At 55.8% G+C, this 15,820-nt stretch carries 17 protein-coding genes and 4 pseudogenes; 7 read left to right on the top strand and 14 right to left on the bottom strand.

What is annotated here, in order from left to right; translation table 11 throughout:
- From arsC to CPJ18_RS27600, 4 genes and pseudogenes are all read left to right on the top strand, one after another.
- Complete coding sequence (gene arsC, locus CPJ18_RS06805; protein WP_103587754.1) at positions 1-423, top strand: arsenate reductase (glutaredoxin); 423 nt, start codon at positions 1-3, stop codon at positions 421-423.
- Positions 398-1,123 carry an arsenical resistance protein ArsH gene (gene arsH, locus CPJ18_RS06800; RefSeq protein WP_103587755.1) on the top strand — a complete coding sequence of 242 codons (726 nt, stop codon included), beginning with the start codon at positions 398-400 and terminating at the stop codon, positions 1,121-1,123. The genes arsC and arsH overlap by 26 nt, the downstream gene beginning before the upstream one ends.
- Positions 1,120-1,587, top strand: a pseudogene (locus tag CPJ18_RS06795) (MFS transporter); the annotation flags it as partial. The gene arsH and the pseudogene CPJ18_RS06795, both read left to right, overlap by 4 nt.
- A gap of 205 nt (positions 1,588-1,792) precedes the next feature.
- Positions 1,793-2,098: a glyoxalase superfamily protein gene (locus CPJ18_RS27600; RefSeq protein ID WP_407026695.1), complete on the top strand. Its 306-nt coding sequence runs from the start codon at positions 1,793-1,795 to the stop codon at positions 2,096-2,098.
- Between the two features lie 227 nt (positions 2,099-2,325).
- Here the strand turns inward: CPJ18_RS27600 and CPJ18_RS06790 are convergent, their stop codons facing one another.
- The 6 genes from CPJ18_RS06790 to CPJ18_RS06770 form a co-directional block, all read right to left on the bottom strand.
- The gene (locus tag CPJ18_RS06790; RefSeq protein ID WP_103587756.1) at positions 2,326-3,333 is read right to left on the bottom strand and encodes a TRAP transporter substrate-binding protein; all 1,008 of its coding nucleotides are present in this window, start codon (positions 3,331-3,333) and stop codon (positions 2,326-2,328) included.
- Between the two features lie 52 nt (positions 3,334-3,385).
- Positions 3,386-4,663, bottom strand: coding sequence for a TRAP transporter large permease (locus tag CPJ18_RS06785; protein ID WP_103587757.1), 1,278 nt, complete (start codon positions 4,661-4,663; stop codon positions 3,386-3,388).
- Positions 4,663-5,196: a TRAP transporter small permease gene (locus tag CPJ18_RS06780; RefSeq protein ID WP_103657493.1), complete on the bottom strand. Its 534-nt coding sequence runs from the start codon at positions 5,194-5,196 to the stop codon at positions 4,663-4,665. Before CPJ18_RS06780 ends, CPJ18_RS06785 begins: the two co-directional genes overlap by 1 nt.
- A 22-nt stretch (positions 5,197-5,218) precedes the next feature.
- Entirely contained in the window at positions 5,219-5,485 is a 267-nt protein-coding gene (locus CPJ18_RS26555) for a hypothetical protein (protein WP_146258654.1), read from the bottom strand.
- 132 nt (positions 5,486-5,617) lie between these two features.
- Complete coding sequence (locus CPJ18_RS06775; RefSeq protein ID WP_103657492.1) at positions 5,618-6,340, bottom strand: FadR/GntR family transcriptional regulator; 723 nt, start codon at positions 6,338-6,340, stop codon at positions 5,618-5,620.
- A 14-nt stretch (positions 6,341-6,354) separates the two neighbouring features.
- A complete protein-coding gene (locus CPJ18_RS06770; protein ID WP_245445353.1) occupies positions 6,355-7,809 on the bottom strand; it encodes an FAD-binding oxidoreductase in 1,455 nt (484 codons plus the stop codon).
- 197 nt (positions 7,810-8,006) lie between these two features.
- Between CPJ18_RS06770 and denD the strand changes: the two genes are divergently transcribed.
- The 3 genes and pseudogenes from denD to CPJ18_RS27590 all read left to right on the top strand — a co-directional run bounded on the left by denD (position 8,007) and on the right by CPJ18_RS27590 (position 9,484).
- Positions 8,007-8,993 (top strand): D-erythronate dehydrogenase, encoded by a 987-nt coding sequence (gene denD, locus CPJ18_RS06765; RefSeq protein WP_103657491.1) that lies wholly within the window; start codon positions 8,007-8,009, stop codon positions 8,991-8,993.
- Positions 8,994-9,260: 267 nt separating this feature from the next.
- Positions 9,261-9,416: pseudogene (locus CPJ18_RS27595) on the top strand (pentapeptide repeat-containing protein); the annotation flags it as partial.
- On the top strand, positions 9,377-9,484 hold the full coding sequence (locus CPJ18_RS27590) for a hypothetical protein (RefSeq protein ID WP_407026462.1): 108 nt from the start codon (positions 9,377-9,379) through the stop codon (positions 9,482-9,484). The pseudogene CPJ18_RS27595 and the gene CPJ18_RS27590, both read left to right, overlap by 40 nt.
- Before the next feature lie 39 nt (positions 9,485-9,523).
- Here the strand turns inward: CPJ18_RS27590 and bioD are convergent.
- The 8 genes and pseudogenes from bioD to CPJ18_RS06720 all read right to left on the bottom strand — a co-directional run.
- Positions 9,524-10,013, bottom strand: a pseudogene (gene bioD / locus CPJ18_RS06755) (dethiobiotin synthase); the annotation flags it as partial.
- Positions 10,010-10,259, bottom strand: a pseudogene (locus CPJ18_RS27120) (8-amino-7-oxononanoate synthase); the annotation flags it as partial. The pseudogenes bioD and CPJ18_RS27120, both read right to left, overlap by 4 nt.
- Before the next feature lie 755 nt (positions 10,260-11,014).
- The gene (locus tag CPJ18_RS06745) at positions 11,015-11,746 is read right to left on the bottom strand and encodes an amino acid ABC transporter ATP-binding protein (RefSeq protein WP_103657571.1); all 732 of its coding nucleotides are present in this window, start codon (positions 11,744-11,746) and stop codon (positions 11,015-11,017) included.
- On the bottom strand, positions 11,727-12,380 hold the full coding sequence (locus CPJ18_RS06740) for an amino acid ABC transporter permease (protein WP_103657489.1): 654 nt from the start codon (positions 12,378-12,380) through the stop codon (positions 11,727-11,729). The genes CPJ18_RS06745 and CPJ18_RS06740 overlap by 20 nt, the downstream gene beginning before the upstream one ends.
- On the bottom strand, positions 12,380-13,090 hold the full coding sequence (locus CPJ18_RS06735; RefSeq protein WP_103657488.1) for an amino acid ABC transporter permease: 711 nt from the start codon (positions 13,088-13,090) through the stop codon (positions 12,380-12,382). The genes CPJ18_RS06740 and CPJ18_RS06735 overlap by 1 nt, the downstream gene beginning before the upstream one ends.
- Positions 13,091-13,160: 70 nt before the next feature.
- Positions 13,161-13,964, bottom strand: coding sequence for a transporter substrate-binding domain-containing protein (locus tag CPJ18_RS06730; RefSeq protein WP_103657487.1), 804 nt, complete (start codon positions 13,962-13,964; stop codon positions 13,161-13,163).
- 71 nt (positions 13,965-14,035) lie between these two features.
- Entirely contained in the window at positions 14,036-15,022 is a 987-nt protein-coding gene (locus CPJ18_RS06725; protein ID WP_103657486.1) for a 2-hydroxyacid dehydrogenase, read from the bottom strand.
- Positions 15,019-15,786 carry a GntR family transcriptional regulator gene (locus CPJ18_RS06720; protein ID WP_103657485.1) on the bottom strand — a complete coding sequence of 256 codons (768 nt, stop codon included), beginning with the start codon at positions 15,784-15,786 and terminating at the stop codon, positions 15,019-15,021. The genes CPJ18_RS06725 and CPJ18_RS06720 overlap by 4 nt, the downstream gene beginning before the upstream one ends.
- Between the last annotated feature and the right edge of the window lie 34 nt (positions 15,787-15,820).

Below are 15,820 nucleotides of genomic sequence, written 5' to 3'. Positions count from 1 at the left end.
ATGGACGTCACCATCTACCACAATCCCGCTTGCGGCACGTCGCGCAACACCTTGGAGCTGATCCGTAATGCCGGCATCGAGCCGACCGTTGTCGAGTACCTGACTTCCCCGCCGAGCCGTAGTCAGCTTCAAAAGATGATCGCCGACGCAGGCCTCACGGTGCGCGAAGCCATTCGCGAGAAGGGCACGCCCTATGCCGAGCTTGGTCTCAACAATCCTGACCTTTCCGATAACCAATTGCTCGACGCCATGCTGAAGGCCCCGATCCTGATCAACCGCCCCTTCGTGGTGACACCACTTGGAACGCGGCTGTCACGCCCGTCCGAAGTCGTACTCGACATCCTGCCGGAGACGCACAAGGGTGCGTTTACCAAGGAAGACGGCGAGCAGGTTCTCGATGGGGAGGGCAAGCGCATTGGCTGATCTGTCTGCTCTCGACTGCGACCACCTGCGCCAGCCGGACCTCGACGCGCTGCGGCCGGCATTTTCGACCCACAAGCCGCGCATCCTGATCCTTTACGGCTCGCTGCGCACGGTATCGTACAGTCGCTTGCTCGCGTTCGAGGCGGGCAGGTTGCTGGAAGAACTGGGCTGTGAGGTGAAGATCTTCGATCCCACAGATTTGCCGTTGCCTGATGCCGCACCGATCACCCACCCCAAAGTCCAAGAACTGCGCGACCTGGCGCAATGGTCGGAAGGCCATGTCTGGATCTCGCCGGAGCGTCACGGCGCGATGACCGGTATCATGAAGGCGCAGATCGATTGGATTCCGCTGGCCGTGGGCTCGATCCGCCCAACGCAGGGCAAGACGCTGGCGGTGATGCAGGTGTCCGGCGGCTCCCAGTCATTCAACACGGTGAACCACCTGCGCGTACTTGGCCGCTGGATGCGAATGATCACCATCCCCAACCAGTCCTCGGTTGCGAAGGCCTTTCAGGAATTCGATGCAGACGGGCGTATGAAGCCCTCGTCCTATTACGACCGGGTCGTCGACGTTTGCGAGGAGCTGGTAAAGTTCACGCTGCTGACGCGGGACGCATCTAGCTACCTGACCGATCGCTACAGCGAGCGGAAGGAAGACGCTGAGAAGCTGGAGCAGCGCGTGAGCCTCAAGTCCATATGATCGCAAGACTTCCAATCGCGGCCATCCTGGCACTCGGTGTCACCCAGATCATCGGTAACGGCACCCTCTATTACAGCTTCAGCATCCTGGCACCGGATATGGGCGCAAGCCTCGGCTGGTCGCAGGAATGGGTCTTCGGCGCACTTTCAGTTGCCCTGCTGATCGGCGGCTTCACCGCGTCGTGGCTCGGCAGCCTCATTGACCGCGTCGGCGCAGGCGTGATGATGAGCATTGGCTCCGCCGTAGCTGCCGCAGCACTGATCGCCTGCGCATATGCGCCCGGCAGAATCACCTATGTCGCCGCCCTAATCGGCATCGGGGTCGCCGCCAACCTTGTGCAGTACGGGGCCACCTTTGTGCTCTTGGTTCAGCTTCAGCCGACGGTGGCCAAGCGCAACATCACCTATCTGACCCTGATCGCGGGTTTCGCCTCCACACTGTTCTGGCCCCTCACCTCGAGCCTGTAGGAATTGTGTTCGCGAGCGCTGGCTCACAGAAAGAAGCCTCCCCTGCCGTTCAGCGATAATGGCTAATTTGTCCAACGCTAATGCTGCTGCTGCGTTAACGTTGCATATGCGCATCCGAACGTCGACAACGATCGCAAGGTCGTCGCCCCTGTTAGCCAATGCAGCGCGTGCTATCTGACGTTCGGTCTCCTGCTGGAGATGACTGGCTTCCAACCACCGCTCCTGGCCGCGTCAAGAACGTTGGCGACCGCATCCCAAGCCGGATAGGCGATCACGGTACTACGGAAGCGCGCCTGGCAAAAACGGCTCAGTTCTGCGTGGAACCCAACAGCTTGCGAAAGCCCTGCGACAGGCTCTTAGTGATCGCAAGATCGACCGTTCTCACAGCAATCACCTCGAATTACTCGCGAAGCAATTCGGCGTGAAAGATTGGAACGCCCTTGCGGCTGCGGCGGGACAGGATTCAGGCGACAAGCCGCTTCTTTTCTCCGTCATGGCGATGAGATAACTCTCCATCGAACGACGGAAAGCGACTGTCACAGGCATATGCGAAGGAGCTATAATTCTCTCCAAGTTGTTCGCCAAATTCGAAGACAGTGCGAATTTGGTCTCCCCGAGGGCCAGAAGCCAATCAGCCCGACACATGTTTGGCTTTTGAAGGTAGCGGCGTAAAACGAATGGGCCCGCATCACATCCGACGCGGGCCTGTTAAATTTCCATATTGGCGTGCGCGCCCTATTTTGCGCGGATCGTCTTCAGCTCTGCCAAGATACCATCAACGACGTCAGCGCCGATCTGCTCCTTGTGCTTCTCATACACCACCATTGACTTCTCGCGGATACGGACTTGCTCCTCCGCTGAGAGCTGGTTCACCTCAAGGCCTGCTTCCTTGATCTTTTCCAGCGACTTCTTGTTCAGTTCCGCGATGACCTGACGCTCGACATCACGGCCGACGACCGCGCATTCACGCAACGCCGCCTGCTCATCCGGAGTATAGGTATTAAAGATTGGCTTGGAGAAAAGGAACAAGAACGGCGTGTAGGCGTGATTGGTCTCGGTGATGTACTTCTGCACTTCGAAGAATTTTGAGGTGTCGATGGTCACGTAGGGATTTTCTTGCGCGTCGATCGCCTTGGTTTCCAGTGCCGAGTAAACTTCGCCGAACGCCATGGGTGTAGCGTTGGCCCCAAGATTCTGGAAGGTGTCGAGGAAAATGTTGTTCTGCATGACCCTGACCTTCAGGCCTGAAAAGTCTTCCCACTTCTTCACTGGTCGCTGTGAATTGGAGAGATTACGGAAACCATTTTCCCAATAGGCCAGATTGATTAGACCGGCGGCATCGAGCTTCTCGTTCATGTTGTCGCCGAACTTGCCGTCGAGAACCTTATACGCCTCGTCGGGGCTTGCAAAAAGGAATGGCAGATCAAAAACGCCGAGTGCAGGAATGATGCCAACGAGCGGCGAGGACGAGGTTACCACGGCTTCCTGGACGCCGGAACGCAGCGCCTGTGTTGCCTGAAGGTCGCCGCCCAGAGCGCCACCCCAAAAGGCCGTCAATTTGAGCTTGCCGCCGGACTTTTCATCCAGGCATTGCTGCATGGCCTTGATGCCGTTGCCGACCGGGTGATCGGAGTTTATGCCGTTTGAAACGCGAATGGTTCGGCTATTGAACTCGGCAAAGGCCGGAACCGAGCCCGATATTGCCATGGCGATGGCGGTCGTCGCAAAAAGTAGCTTCTTCATGATTTATTCCTCCCAGTTTGAACGTTAATTGGCACGGTTTGTAGCGAGACAGTCAGTACAACCATCTGGCCGGGACGATCACGAGATCGGGAAACAGAACGAGCAGGAAAAGCACGAGCGTTTCGGCGATCAGGAACGGCAGAACGCCGACCGTGACCTTGCCAAGCGGAATTCTCCCAACTCCACTGACAACGTTTAGAACGACGCCCACGGGCGGCGTGATAAGGCCGATACAGTTGTTCATGATGAACATGACTCCGAAATAGACGGGGTCGATGCCCGCCTGCTTGATGATCGGCATCAGGACCGGCGTCAGAATGAGGATTGTCGGCGTCAAGTCCAGCGCTGTGCCGACGATCAGGACCAGGACCATGATGGCGAACATAAGCAGGATTGGACGGTCGATCAGAGGCTCTATGTAACCAGTGATTTCGGCAGGAATGTTCGCTGCCGTAATCAGCCACGCCGAGACAAGCGCTGCGCAAACCAGGAACATGATGACCGATGTCGTTTTGGCCGCTCGCAATATGACGTGTGGCAGGTCGCGAGGCTTGAGTTCGCGATAGACGAACATTCCGACGAAAAGTGCGTAGATCGCCGCAATAACGGCTGCTTCAGTAGGTGTCACGACGCCGGCCTTGATGCCGCCGAGGATGATCACCGGCATTCCCAGTGCCCATAAGGCGCGGCCTGTGGCCTGTAGGCGCTCTTTGCCGGACGTTTTCGGCAGTGCCTTAACCTTGTCCTTGCGCACGACGATCAGCCAGGTAATGACGAGAGAAACACCCATCAGTATACCAGGAAATATGCCCGCCATGAAAAGTTGGGTGATCGACACATTGGCGGCGACACCAAACACAATGAAGGCCATGGACGGAGGAATGACGGGTGCGATAATGCCACCCGCAGCAATCAAGCCACCCGAGCGGGGAACATTGTAGCCAGCTTTGGCCATCATCGGGATGAGGATGGCGGCAAGGGCCGCCGTGTCAGCCGCGGCCGAACCAGAAATTGACGCCATGATGAGGGCGGCAACAATGGCGACGATTCCGAGACCACCACGGATGTGGCCGACAAGTGCAATTGCAAATTCGATAATACGCTTTGACAGTCCGCCGGAGTTCATCAGTTCGCCTGCAAGGATGAAAAACGGAATTGCCAGCAATGTGAATGTGTCGGCACCCGCAATCATGTTTTGGGCAATGATCTGGCTGTTGAACATTCCCATGTACCACATGAGGATGACGCCGCAGAACATCAGGGAAAAAGCGACTGGTACGCCGATGGCCATGGCGCCAAGCAAGGAGCCGATAAAGACGAGGAGTGTCATCAGGTGCGCTCCGCCATCTGTTCGATTGACAGATTTTCACCTGTAAAGGCCGCAATTTCATCTTCGGTGACACGGCCGGTCAGGAGGCGAAAGAGGCGTTCGAGCGAAATCAGCACGCAGCCAGCGCCTGTGAAAAATCCGATGCCATAGACCCAGGCCATCGAAAGCCCGGTCACCGGAGCGACCATGCTGGAATTGATCGGAAGCTGGACCCAAGTGCCCCAGAAAAAAATGGCGGAGCACAGGATAATGACCATGTTGGTGAGGATCATGCAGGCGATGCGACCCTTGCGCCCGAGGATGGCCACTAAAGATTCGACGCCGAGATGGGAATGTTCACGAAATGCCACCACTGCACCGATGAAGGTGAGCCAAACGAAAAAGTAGCGCGACATCTCGTCTGATACGTTTATGCCCTGATTAAAGCCGTAGCGCAGCACGACATTTCCGAACACCATCAGCGCCATGCCTGCCAGAAGAAGGATCAGCAGTATTTCAAGGAACTTGTAAAATAGATCGTTTAGCTTTTGCATTTTCCCCTCCCCCCGAGGTCTGTTACAAACGCCCAAGCCGCGCTTGTTCCCGACCCGAGTGAGCATAGTGCCATTCGGGTGTGGTGATTTCTGTTGAGTGGTGCGAGCTCAGGTTTTGCGATGAACGGCTGATCACCAGTACAGGGCTGATACCGGTCATCTCGCCTCCGTCACCACTTTTTAAATTAAGGCTGATTTTGGCATATCGTGCAGCCATGAGCGTAAAGCCACCACTCGCAATGTGGTTCGGCACGATGGTAGTGGCAGATACTGTCACCGAATTTGCCAAGAAACCCTCCAATTTCTCAAGGGAGAGCCTCCACTCTCCCCATGTTGTCGGATGTCCGACAACATGGTGTTGTCTTAGTCCGCCTTTTTGCATCTGTCTAGACGATCGTAGAACTAATCCAAAAAGTGACCGCTAGTATATGTGTCGCGGCCCCAATTCCAGATTCAATCGTCCAGCCGCGCCCTCCAAATGGTCAGTCATTGCAGTCTTGGCTTTGTCAGGATCGCCGCTCGCAATCGAATCCCTGATCGCCACATGTTCGGCGATTGTTATCTCGACGATCTTTTCAAGCACTGCCGATGCTCGCGCTGCGTTGATGGCGATATGCGTTTTTTCGGCAATGAAACTTATGAATTGAAGAAAATACTCATTATGAGTTGCTCCGGCGACCGCCTTGTGAAAGGCCAGATCTGCGACGATGCCCTGCTCGGTCCATTTTTCAGCGCCGGTCATTTGCGCTAGTGCCACGTCGAGTTTAGCGATGTCCTCGCGTTTGTGATGAAGTGCGGCCAACCGCGCAGCCTCTATCTCCAAAGCGAACCGGATGTGGAACAGGCTGCGGAAGTTTTCGCGGTCGTCCAGTTGGCTCGCTCCGATGCGGATTGACTGCCGATGCTGGATTTCCGTTGCGAAGGCACCCACGCCTTGCCGCGACTCTACCAGTCCCTCGTTGCGAAGGTGAGCGATCGCCTCGCGCACAACCGAGCGGCTGACGCCAAATGTTTGCGCTAGGCTATGTTCCGTTGGCAGCTTCTGGCCGGGAAGGATACGGCGTTCGTCAATCTCACGACCGATGTCGGCAGCGATGCGCGTTGGCAGGTGCTCACTTCGTTTGATATGGGTGAAGTCTGACATGGCAGGTCCCTATGTTAATCCGACTCGTCGATAACCGCGCTAAGGTGGATCTGGCAATGGGGATTGAAAAGCAAGTCCGGGTCTATCGCCCGCTTGATGGCGATCAGCAGGCGTCGCTTGGTATCCGACAAGCGTTCCTCGAAGTCTTTGCGTTTCAAGCGACCAATACCGTGTTCAGCGCTAATGCTGCCCTGATATGTGTCGACGACGGCATTGACGACATTCTTCGCCTTATAGATCCGATCATGCCGCTCTTCCGGTGTTGCGCCATTTGGCGGCATTACATTCAGATGCACGTTGCCATCTCCGACATGGCCATATGAAACACTGATACAATCAGGCAGTGCCTGTTTGACGGCGGCTTCGGCATCCGCCACGAACGAGGCGAGCTGTGACAGCGAGACCGAAATATCGGTGCGCATATGGGTGCCGCGCTTGGCTTGGCCCTCATTCATACCTTCACGGATGAGCCAGAGGTTGCGGGCTTGCGAGCGGGATGACGCAATGGTTCCATTGACAACAAGCCCACTCTCCATGACGCCTTCCAGAAAGCGCTGCATCAGATCGTCGATATCGACCAAGCCAGAGCCTGAAATCTCGATCAGGACATAGGCGGGGTAATCGGCACGAAGCGGGATTGGAAGGTCTGGAATTGCCTCCTTCGCAAGCGTGAACGCGAGTGGCGGCAAGAATTCGAAAGCCGACATCAGGTCGCAGCAGTCCCTTCGCGCGCGGCGGTATAGCGTGATTGCGTCATTCAGCGAATTGAGGGCCAAAAGGGCGGTAGCGACATGGTCAGGGTACGGCGTAAGTTTGACGGATACAGCTGTGATAATGCCGAGTGTACCTTCGGCACCGATGAACAGTTGCTTGAGATCAACGCCCCTATTGTCCTTGCGCAGCGTTGACAGGCCATCAAAAACGCTGCCGTCCGGCAAGACGACTTCCAGGCCAAGCACCAGTTCACGGGTCATGCCGTACCGCAGAACGTTGATGCCGCCAGCGTTGGTAGAGACGTTTCCACCAATGTGGCAACTGCCTTGCGCGCCGAGTGCCAGTGGGAAAAACATTCCTTTTTCGGCGATCGCGTCCTTCAATTGCGTCAATATACAGCCTGCTTCGACCACGGCGGAAAAATCGTCAGAGTCGATATTGCGGATGCGGGACATCCGCTCAAGGCTGAGAACGACCTGGCTTTCCCGCTCGTCGGGTGTCCCGCCCAGCACCAGCCCGGTGTTGCCGCCCTGCGGCACGATAGAGAGGCCAAGCGTGCGGCAGGTTCTGATCGCTGCCTGCACGTCTGCTGTCGACCTTGGCCGGATCACGGCAACCGCGCCACTGGTAACATCGCCATGCCAGTCCGTGCAGTAACGCAACATATCGTCTGCTTCGGTCAGGACAAGGTCATCACCTAGGGCGGCGCTCAGCGCGTCGCGCTTGTCAGCAATAGATGCTTTTGTCTCTGTCACGCGCTTCTCTCCTGCGGCTAGAACCGGTCAGAAACTGTGCTGGCAGTCCCCGGACCGTATTCGCTTTTTAACAGAGCTTGCCGTTAGCTTTTTGCCGATGACAAACTCTTCTGTTTTAAAATTGACTATAGAAGGTTATCAGACAACCTTACAAGATGAATTGCTTTAGGCTATCGAAGATTGAATGGAGGAAAGACATGCATGTTTTGATCATCGGAGCGGCTGGTATGGTTGGCCGCAAGCTCACACAGCGCCTCGTGTTAGAGGGAGAGCTGAAAGGCACGCCGATAAGCGCGCTGACGCTGGTTGATGTGGTCAAGCCCGATGCACCAACCGGGTTTTCCGGTCGAGTCGTTTCCCGTGAGTGCGACTTCAGCTCCCCTGGTGAGGCCAAGGTGTTGATTGGCTCTCGGCCCGACGTGATCTTCCATCTGGCCGCCATCGTTTCCGGCGAGGCAGAACTCGACTTCGATAAGGGATATCGGATCAATCTCGATGGAACTCGTTACCTCTTCGATGCAATCCGTGTCGCAAACCAGAATGAAGGTTACTTTCCAAGAGTCGTCTTCACGTCATCGATCGCCGTCGTCGGCGCACCTTTGCCATTTCCCATCCCGGATGAGTACCATCTGACGCCGTTGACCAGCTATGGCACGCAGAAGGCGATGAGCGAACTATTGCTTGCCGATTACAGCCGCCGCGGCTTCTTTGACGGCATCGGAATTCGTCTGCCAACGGTGTGCATCCGCCCTGGCAAGCCAAACAAGGCGGCTTCGGGCTTCTTCTCCAGCATTCTTCGCGAGCCACTCGTCGGCCAAGAGGCGGTTCTTCCTGTGTCCGATGACGTTCGTCACTGGCATACTTCGCCGCGATCTGCTGTTGGTTTTCTGTTGCACGCCACAGGTCTTGACCTGTCGAAGCTTGGCTGGTGCCGTAGCCTTGCCATGCCGGGGGTGAGCGCGACCGTCGGCGAGCAGATAGAAGCTCTAAGACGAGTGGCTGGCGACGATGCGGTCAAGCTCATCCGACGAGAACCAGATGAAATGATCATGAAAATGGTCGCAGGCTGGGCTGCAGGCTTCGAAGCCAAACGCGCTACCAAACTGGGGTTTACTTCGGAGAAGAATTTCGAGGAAATCATACAGGTTCATATTCAGGATGAACTGGATGCCAAGACCACCTAACCTGTTCTCCTCGTATTGTAGGTTTTCAACCTGTTCAACAATAGATCCTAACTCTGGATCGGTAGGTTGCAGCTTACAGGCACAGAGTAACAATTATCCATGTCACGACCGCCGGCGAACACAAGCTTTCAAGCGGATATGGTCACTTCACTTGAATGATTGTCAAAGCGGAGCTGGCAATTTCCAAATGTGCATCGAGCGTACAAACAGGGATTTTGTGGCAAACGCTTATTGAGCAGTTCTTGAAGCCATTGATGCCGAGACGCCAATCTTTCAGGAACACGGTTCAATCAGATCAACTTCTCAGGTGCCAAGTTTAACGACAGCAACATGACCGGCTGGCGCGTGACGACCTCAATTTGTCCAGCTCGCAATTTCAGAACATCAATCTATCTGGTGTCACCTTTTCCAACTGCCGCCTAAGCGGTGCTACCCTCGGCGGGGTTCCGCTCGAAATAGTTGCAGCCTATAGAAAATCGCAGATTGCCTGATTGAGCCATTAAAAAAGGATTCCCTGCCATGATGATAGTTTCTGCCTGATCATTACCGATGAAGGCAATTCCGAAAATCCGAATCGCGCGGTGGCGTAGAGCTTCGAGCGACAGTAGCGTGTGGTTGCTCGTGCCGAGCCCTGTGCGGGCGCAGAAGATGACGGCGAACTGCCAGCGTGCGAAGACATCGGCAAAGACATCCGTTTCTGTGAGCGCAATCAGCAAGCCGCCAGCACCCTCAATGACGAGCGGCGCGTCTGTGGCTGGCGGCGTCAATTGCTCGGTATCGATCGCCACATGATCTATCCGCGCAGCAAGATGCGGCGGAGCCGGTGTCCGCAAACGATAGGTTTCGGGAAGGATCCGATGCGGCACCTGGCGGCCAAGCCGGTGAACAGCCTGACTGTCGTTTCCTCATCCAGCCCCGATTGCACCGGTTTCCAGTAATATCCGCCAAGCGCGGCGAGGGCAGCGAAAAAGATCCTTTTCCAATGCCGGTATCTGTGCCCGTTACCACTAAGCGCATCATGGTTTTTCCTCAGTGAGAATGGTGGCCAGCCAGGAGAACATGCGGGATATCGTTGAACGATCGACATTCGACGTGATGGCGATCCGCAACCTCGCAGTGACTACAGGCACCGTTGGCGGCCGGATGGCGCGGATATCGAAGCCTTCCGCACGCATGCGCTGCAATCCGCACGGCCCGGCCATTATCGCCGATCAGCACCGGCAGGATCTGTGATCCGCTGCCTGCCACGCCGAGCTTTTCTGCAATAAAGGCCTGCGAGATCGCGACCAGCTTCTTGCTGCGGCCTTGCTTCTACTAAAGTGATGAAACGTTAAATGAGAAAACCCGTTGATGGTGTTCTAAATCCTTGGCATGTGACGTAGGACTGCCGGGGCTCACAGTATCAGGATGTTAACGCAGAGCACATATCTGTGAGTGCCCGCTGCCGCAGCAGCTACGAAAGCCGCGCTGGACGGTTAGCCGTCAGTCCGAGAAAGACCTATGTTAAGTATTGTCTATCTTATAGTTGTGACTGTCGCTTTGATCGTAGCTATCTCTTCAGGTGCCGTGTTCAGTCTCTTGCTGGCCCTTGCAGCCTCCGTGGTGGGAGCCACATTTGCTGCGTGTCTGCGATGGCCAGAGCCGATGATTTGGTTAGCGCAACTGGCCGCCCCCGTCCTTCTGCTGTTTGGGTTGACGGCGGCGCGGCTCTTCGACCGGCTAGGCAGAGAAGCCAACTTTCGCCGCAGCCGACCGTCAGCGGAAGATTTTTGGTCAGACACGTAATCAATTGAGCAAAAGACGTAATAGCCTGCTCTTGAGCGGATATGACCCGCCGATCTATTAACTGAAACGCGACCTGCTTGAGTCCGGATTGTTGCCCGGGGTGTTTAGACGAGTGTAACGGAGTCGGCACAACCTACGTATTTCTGGTGATTAATAACATCTATCGAGACAAGTATCGGCCGTGCCTCCCACCAACCTAGCGCGGTTCACTCTGTCCAATGTTGAAACTCACGCGCTCATTTCACACCGTTCGACAGGAATCCCTGAAGCTCTGGCGTCTTTGGATTTCCGAACAATTCTGGAGAAGGACCGGCCTCCCAGATCTTGCCCTGATGCATGAAGACCGTGATATTGGCGACGCTACGGGCGAAATTCATTTCATGGGTCACTAGCAGCATGGTCATGCCTTCACGAGCCAGCTCTTCAATCACGAGAAGAACTTCACCGGTCAGTTCTGGGTCGAGAGCCGATGTGACCTCATCGAATAGCATCACCTTGGGTCGCATTGCCAAAGATCGGGCAATGGCAACGCGCTGCTGCTGGCCGCCAGACAGCATTTCTGGATAGACTTGGAATTTGTCGGCAAGGCCAACGCGCTCTAATGCCTTTCGGGCCAAAGCGTCAGCGTCGGCTTTTGACACCCCTTGAGTGATGCGCGGCGACAGCATGATGTTTTCGCCAACAGTTAGATGTGGAAACAGGTTATAGCTTTGAAAGACGATGCCGACATCCTTGCGCAAGGCCCGCAGCTTGGCCTGATCCTGCTCCACATTATGGCCAGCCGCTTGGATGCTTCCAGACTGGAACGCCTCCAGCCCGTTGATGCAGCGCAACATCGTGCTTTTTCCCGAACCGCTGCGGCCTATGAGTGCGACGACCTGTCCCGTTTCCACCCGCATCGAGACGCCCTTGAGAACTTCCAGCGCACCGTAACGTTTGTGAACCTGATTAATGGCTACGACCGACATGGAGAACCCTTTCGAGATAACGGCTTAAGCGCGACAGCGGAAAGCAGATAAAGAAATAGATGAGCGCAACCACCATGAAGACCTTGAACGGTTCGAAGGTGGCGTTGTTGATCAACTGACCAGCCCGCGACAGCTCTATGAAACCGACGACCGAGACGATGGACGTATTCTTGACCAGTTGAACGAGAAACCCGACCGTTGGTGGCAAGGATATCCTCAGCGCCTGGGGCAGGATGATATAGCGATATTGCTGGGTGCGAGTTAGCGCCAGCGAAGCCGAAGCTTCCCATTGCTGTAACGGGACCGCCTGGATCGATCCACGCCAAATCTCTGCCAGATAGGCCGAAACATAGATCGCCAGCGACGCAGATGCCGCCAACAGAGGCGGGATATCAAAGCCGATCAGCGTCAGGCCGTAATAGGACATGAACAGGATCATCAAGACTGGAATGGCCTGGATGACCAGAATATAGCCGATAGCGATGGCACGAAGAACGCCGTTTTGCGCCAGGCGCATGATGGCAATAGCGCCACCGAACGCGGCGCCGATGCTGAAGGCGACCGCTGTCAAAACGACGGTCCATCCAGCCGAGCGCAGCAGGAAAAGAAATTCAGGCCAACCGAAAGAGGTCATCAAGCGGTACTCCCTTTGCTGGCGATTGCGGGAATGACATCTGGCTTGACACGCTTGCCGAAGAGGACGTGACCCAACCCGATCAAACCGAGCTTCAACGTCAGCGCAATGACCAGATAGGCAATGGTCACGATGATGTAGCTTTCGAAGCTGCGGAACGTGCGCTGCTCCACGATGGCAGCGGAACCGGAAAGTTCCGGCACGGAAATGAAAGAGCAAATACTGGAGGCCAAAAGCATCAGGACGAACTGACTGGACAGTGCTGGCCAGACCTTAGCAAACGCTGGCTTCAGCACGATGTAGCGGAACACTTGCAGCCTGCTGAGTGCCAGTGACAGGCCTGCCTCAAGTTGGGACTTGTGGGTGGAATCGACACCTGCCCGGATGATTTCGGTCGAATAGGCCGAGAGGTTGAGCGTCATGGCAAGCAGCCCCGCCTCTATACCCGACATCCGCAGACCCAAGAGGGGAAGTCCGAAAAATATCATGAACAGTTGCACAAGAAACGGCGTGTTGCGGAGAAGCTCGACATAAGTGTCAACACAAAAGGCAACGATGCCACCAGCCAGACTGCGAAGCCCGACGAGCAGAATAGCCAGAGCCGTTCCCAGAATAATAGCGCCGGCGGAAAGCAAGATGGTTAGCTTGATCCCGTTCAGGATCAGGTCGGTTTCAGCCAACACGGGTTCGAACTGAAGTGTGAAGCTCATGATCTATGTCCTTGATCTGGCCGCTCGCCATAGAAGGCCCTGGTGCCGCCAACGCGCCACCAGAATCACCTTAGTAAGTCGGCAGCTTCGGGAGAGGCGATCCGACCCATTTCTTGGAGATCGCGTCGAGCTCGCCACTGGCTTTCATCTTCTCGATGGTGCCGTTCAACCATTGCTGAAGCTCCACGGCATCCTTTCGAACAGCCATCGAGTTGGGCTGCATGGAGAAAAAGAACTTCGCTTCGATGGTGGTCTCGTCGCGTGCCTTCATCGCAGCATTGGATTGCGCTTCAGGACTGGCAACAGCCTTGACCTGATGCGAGAACAAAGCCTGCATAGTTGTCGCATCATCATCGAAACGCAAAACCGTCAACCCAAGCTCCCGTTCGCGATCAACCAGTTGATGTTCGACGCTGGAGCCGCGGTTGACGCCAACCATCATGCCCTTCAGGCCCGCCCAGTCAGTGATTTTCTCGTCCTTGCTGGCATAAATACCAACCTGGAACGCGCTGTAGGGATTGGTGAATGTAACGGCTTTCTCACGTTCCGGGGTTTTGGCAAGCGTTGCGACCAGAAAATCAACCTTGCGTGCCTCAAGTGCAGGAATACGCGACGGTGGCGTCAGTTGCACCATCTCGACCGGGACACCCATATATTTGCCGACCAGTGCCGCGACGTCGGCGTCATATCCGATGGCGTTACCCATGGCGTCTACAGATCCAAACGGTGGAGCACCTACCAGCACGCCGATCTTCACCTTACCCCGTTTGACGATTTCATCGACGCTTTGCGCATGCGTCACAGTGGCTGTCAGTACGCTGGCGCAAATTGCGACCATGGCACCGGCCAGTTTAAATGATTTAGAAATGCTCATCACTCTCTCCCTTGTTGATTGAGCTTACGGTCTTGTCGTCCTGTCGAATCCGGCCTCCCCGCCGGATGTCGTCAGCTGTCCTTTCTGACGATGTTGATACAGGGTGAGCCTGCCAAACGATGTGCGATATTGTCCGCGATCGTTTGCTGGCGTCGGCGCACCGTGCCGTGGGTCCATCCCGACATGTGCGGCGTCATGATCAAATTTTTCAACGTATGGAACGGCAGACTGGACGGCAACTGTGTCGGCTTGCCGGGACCTGGATAGGTGTACCAGGTGTCGATAACCGCGCCGCCGATCTTTCCTTCATTCAGCGCATCGTAAAGCGCTTGTTCATCGATGGTCGGGCCGCGACCAACGTTGAAAATGACCGCACCGGGCTTCATTTTGCTGAAGGAGTCAGCGTCGACGATCCCGGTCGTCGAAGGCGTCATCGGCACTGAAATCACGATGTAGTCAGCCGTCGGCCAGAAGTCGGCCAGTTCATTCAGCGTAAAGGATTGGTCCACCATATCAGATTTCGCAACGGGGCTACGGTTAGCGACGCTGACCTGCATACCAAACGCCTTGGCGCGCCGGGCAATGGCTTGGCCGATGTGGCCAAAGCCCAGCAGACCAATCGTCTTGCCACAGATTTCGTCATGGAGACGGTCTCGCGAGCCGGATGAATAGGCCCAGTTGCCCTGTCGCAGCTTCGTATCGGCATCGTCCAGCGGTACATGACGGTTGAGGATGCCAGCGAAAACATATTCCGCAATCGCCGGGTCATGCCCGAAGCAGTTGCAAACCACGGCACTTGCAGGCAGCAAGTCCAAATTGACGGCGTCATATCCAGCACCCGGGACATGGAACAGCGCCAGGTTCTCGGGCTGCGGCAGGGTGGCATCGAACTTAACGCCGACGATCATGTCGGCTGTGGCATAGGTCTTCTTCTGCTGGTCCGTTTCCAGCACATCCGGCAACAGGGTGATCTGTGCATCTTTCGGTGCCAGGTCGGCAAAACCATGACTGAAGCAGGCTGCATTTTCACCGTGAAACACGATGCGTGGCATTGTCATTCCCTCCCCTGAATTCTGAAAATTGGCTCGATACTGCAATCCAGCAGACGCGGGTCCAGGCCTGATTCCATCGTATCGAACATCGAATCCACGAATGCTATGAGCTGGTTTGAGGCGGAGACCGCCGCATCCATATGCCGGTTGGCGACAGCGCTCAGCACCGCAAGATGGCAATCGATTGTCGGCGTGAGATCGATCTGCACCGAGCAATGGGTGTGATGGATGAAGCCGATGCGACGGAAGATGGTATGGAGTGGGCGCAGTGTGTGTTCGAGGAACGGTTCGCTTGCGGCAGCAAGCAGGATCTGATCGATCCGCCGGTCGATATCATTGAAATCCGCCAGCGTGATCTCGTCACGTTTGGCCTTCAGTGCCCGCTCGATATGCAGCATTTGATTGCGATGCGAGAGACTGGCGCGCTCGATTGCAAGTTTGACGACGAAGCGCTCCATGTCGCCGCGCAGTTGCAGAAGCATCCGCTCCCGCGCAAGGTCGATCGGGGCAACTTTCAGTCCATGGCGAGGGACGATGGTAAAAAGCGTATCTGCGGCGAGACGATTCACGGCGTTATGAACCGGGGTGCGCCCCAGACCCGTCAAGTCCTGCAACTCCTGCACGGTCAAGGATTGACCGGGCTTCAGCTCGCACTTGATCAGCATTTCTTCGATGCGCTGGTAAGCAAGCTCGAAGAAATTCACGCGGTTGCGCCGCGGCAAGGCCTCACCTTCCACCACCAGGGATGGAGCCGTCCGTTTTTTCGCCATGAACGATTTCCTCCCGTCACGACAAAGCCCACTT

The organism is Agrobacterium rosae (assembly GCF_002915175.1).
Taxonomy (GTDB): Bacteria; Pseudomonadota; Alphaproteobacteria; order Rhizobiales; family Rhizobiaceae; genus Agrobacterium; species Agrobacterium rosae.
Note: the sequence above shows the minus strand (reverse complement) of the source record. Positions and strands in the feature narration are given on the sequence as shown.

What these genes read in the sequence shown, in the direction of transcription:
- arsC (WP_103587754.1), top strand. Translation starts at nt 1, where the DNA reads ATGGACGTCACCATCTACCACAATCCCGCTTGCGGCACGTCGCGCAAC.
- arsH (WP_103587755.1), top strand. Translation starts at nt 398, where the DNA reads ATGGGGAGGGCAAGCGCATTGGCTGATCTGTCTGCTCTCGACTGCGAC.
- CPJ18_RS06790 (WP_103587756.1), bottom strand. Translation starts at nt 3,333, where the DNA reads ATGAAGAAGCTACTTTTTGCGACGACCGCCATCGCCATGGCAATATCG.
- CPJ18_RS06785 (WP_103587757.1), bottom strand. Translation starts at nt 4,663, where the DNA reads ATGACACTCCTCGTCTTTATCGGCTCCTTGCTTGGCGCCATGGCCATC.
- CPJ18_RS06780 (WP_103657493.1), bottom strand. Translation starts at nt 5,196, where the DNA reads ATGCAAAAGCTAAACGATCTATTTTACAAGTTCCTTGAAATACTGCTG.
- CPJ18_RS06775 (WP_103657492.1), bottom strand. Translation starts at nt 6,340, where the DNA reads ATGTCAGACTTCACCCATATCAAACGAAGTGAGCACCTGCCAACGCGC.
- denD (WP_103657491.1), top strand. Translation starts at nt 8,007, where the DNA reads ATGCATGTTTTGATCATCGGAGCGGCTGGTATGGTTGGCCGCAAGCTC.
- CPJ18_RS06745 (WP_103657571.1), bottom strand. Translation starts at nt 11,746, where the DNA reads ATGTCGGTCGTAGCCATTAATCAGGTTCACAAACGTTACGGTGCGCTG.
- CPJ18_RS06740 (WP_103657489.1), bottom strand. Translation starts at nt 12,380, where the DNA reads ATGACCTCTTTCGGTTGGCCTGAATTTCTTTTCCTGCTGCGCTCGGCT.
- CPJ18_RS06735 (WP_103657488.1), bottom strand. Translation starts at nt 13,090, where the DNA reads ATGAGCTTCACACTTCAGTTCGAACCCGTGTTGGCTGAAACCGACCTG.
- CPJ18_RS06730 (WP_103657487.1), bottom strand. Translation starts at nt 13,964, where the DNA reads ATGAGCATTTCTAAATCATTTAAACTGGCCGGTGCCATGGTCGCAATT.
- CPJ18_RS06725 (WP_103657486.1), bottom strand. Translation starts at nt 15,022, where the DNA reads ATGACAATGCCACGCATCGTGTTTCACGGTGAAAATGCAGCCTGCTTC.
- CPJ18_RS06720 (WP_103657485.1), bottom strand. Translation starts at nt 15,786, where the DNA reads ATGGCGAAAAAACGGACGGCTCCATCCCTGGTGGTGGAAGGTGAGGCC.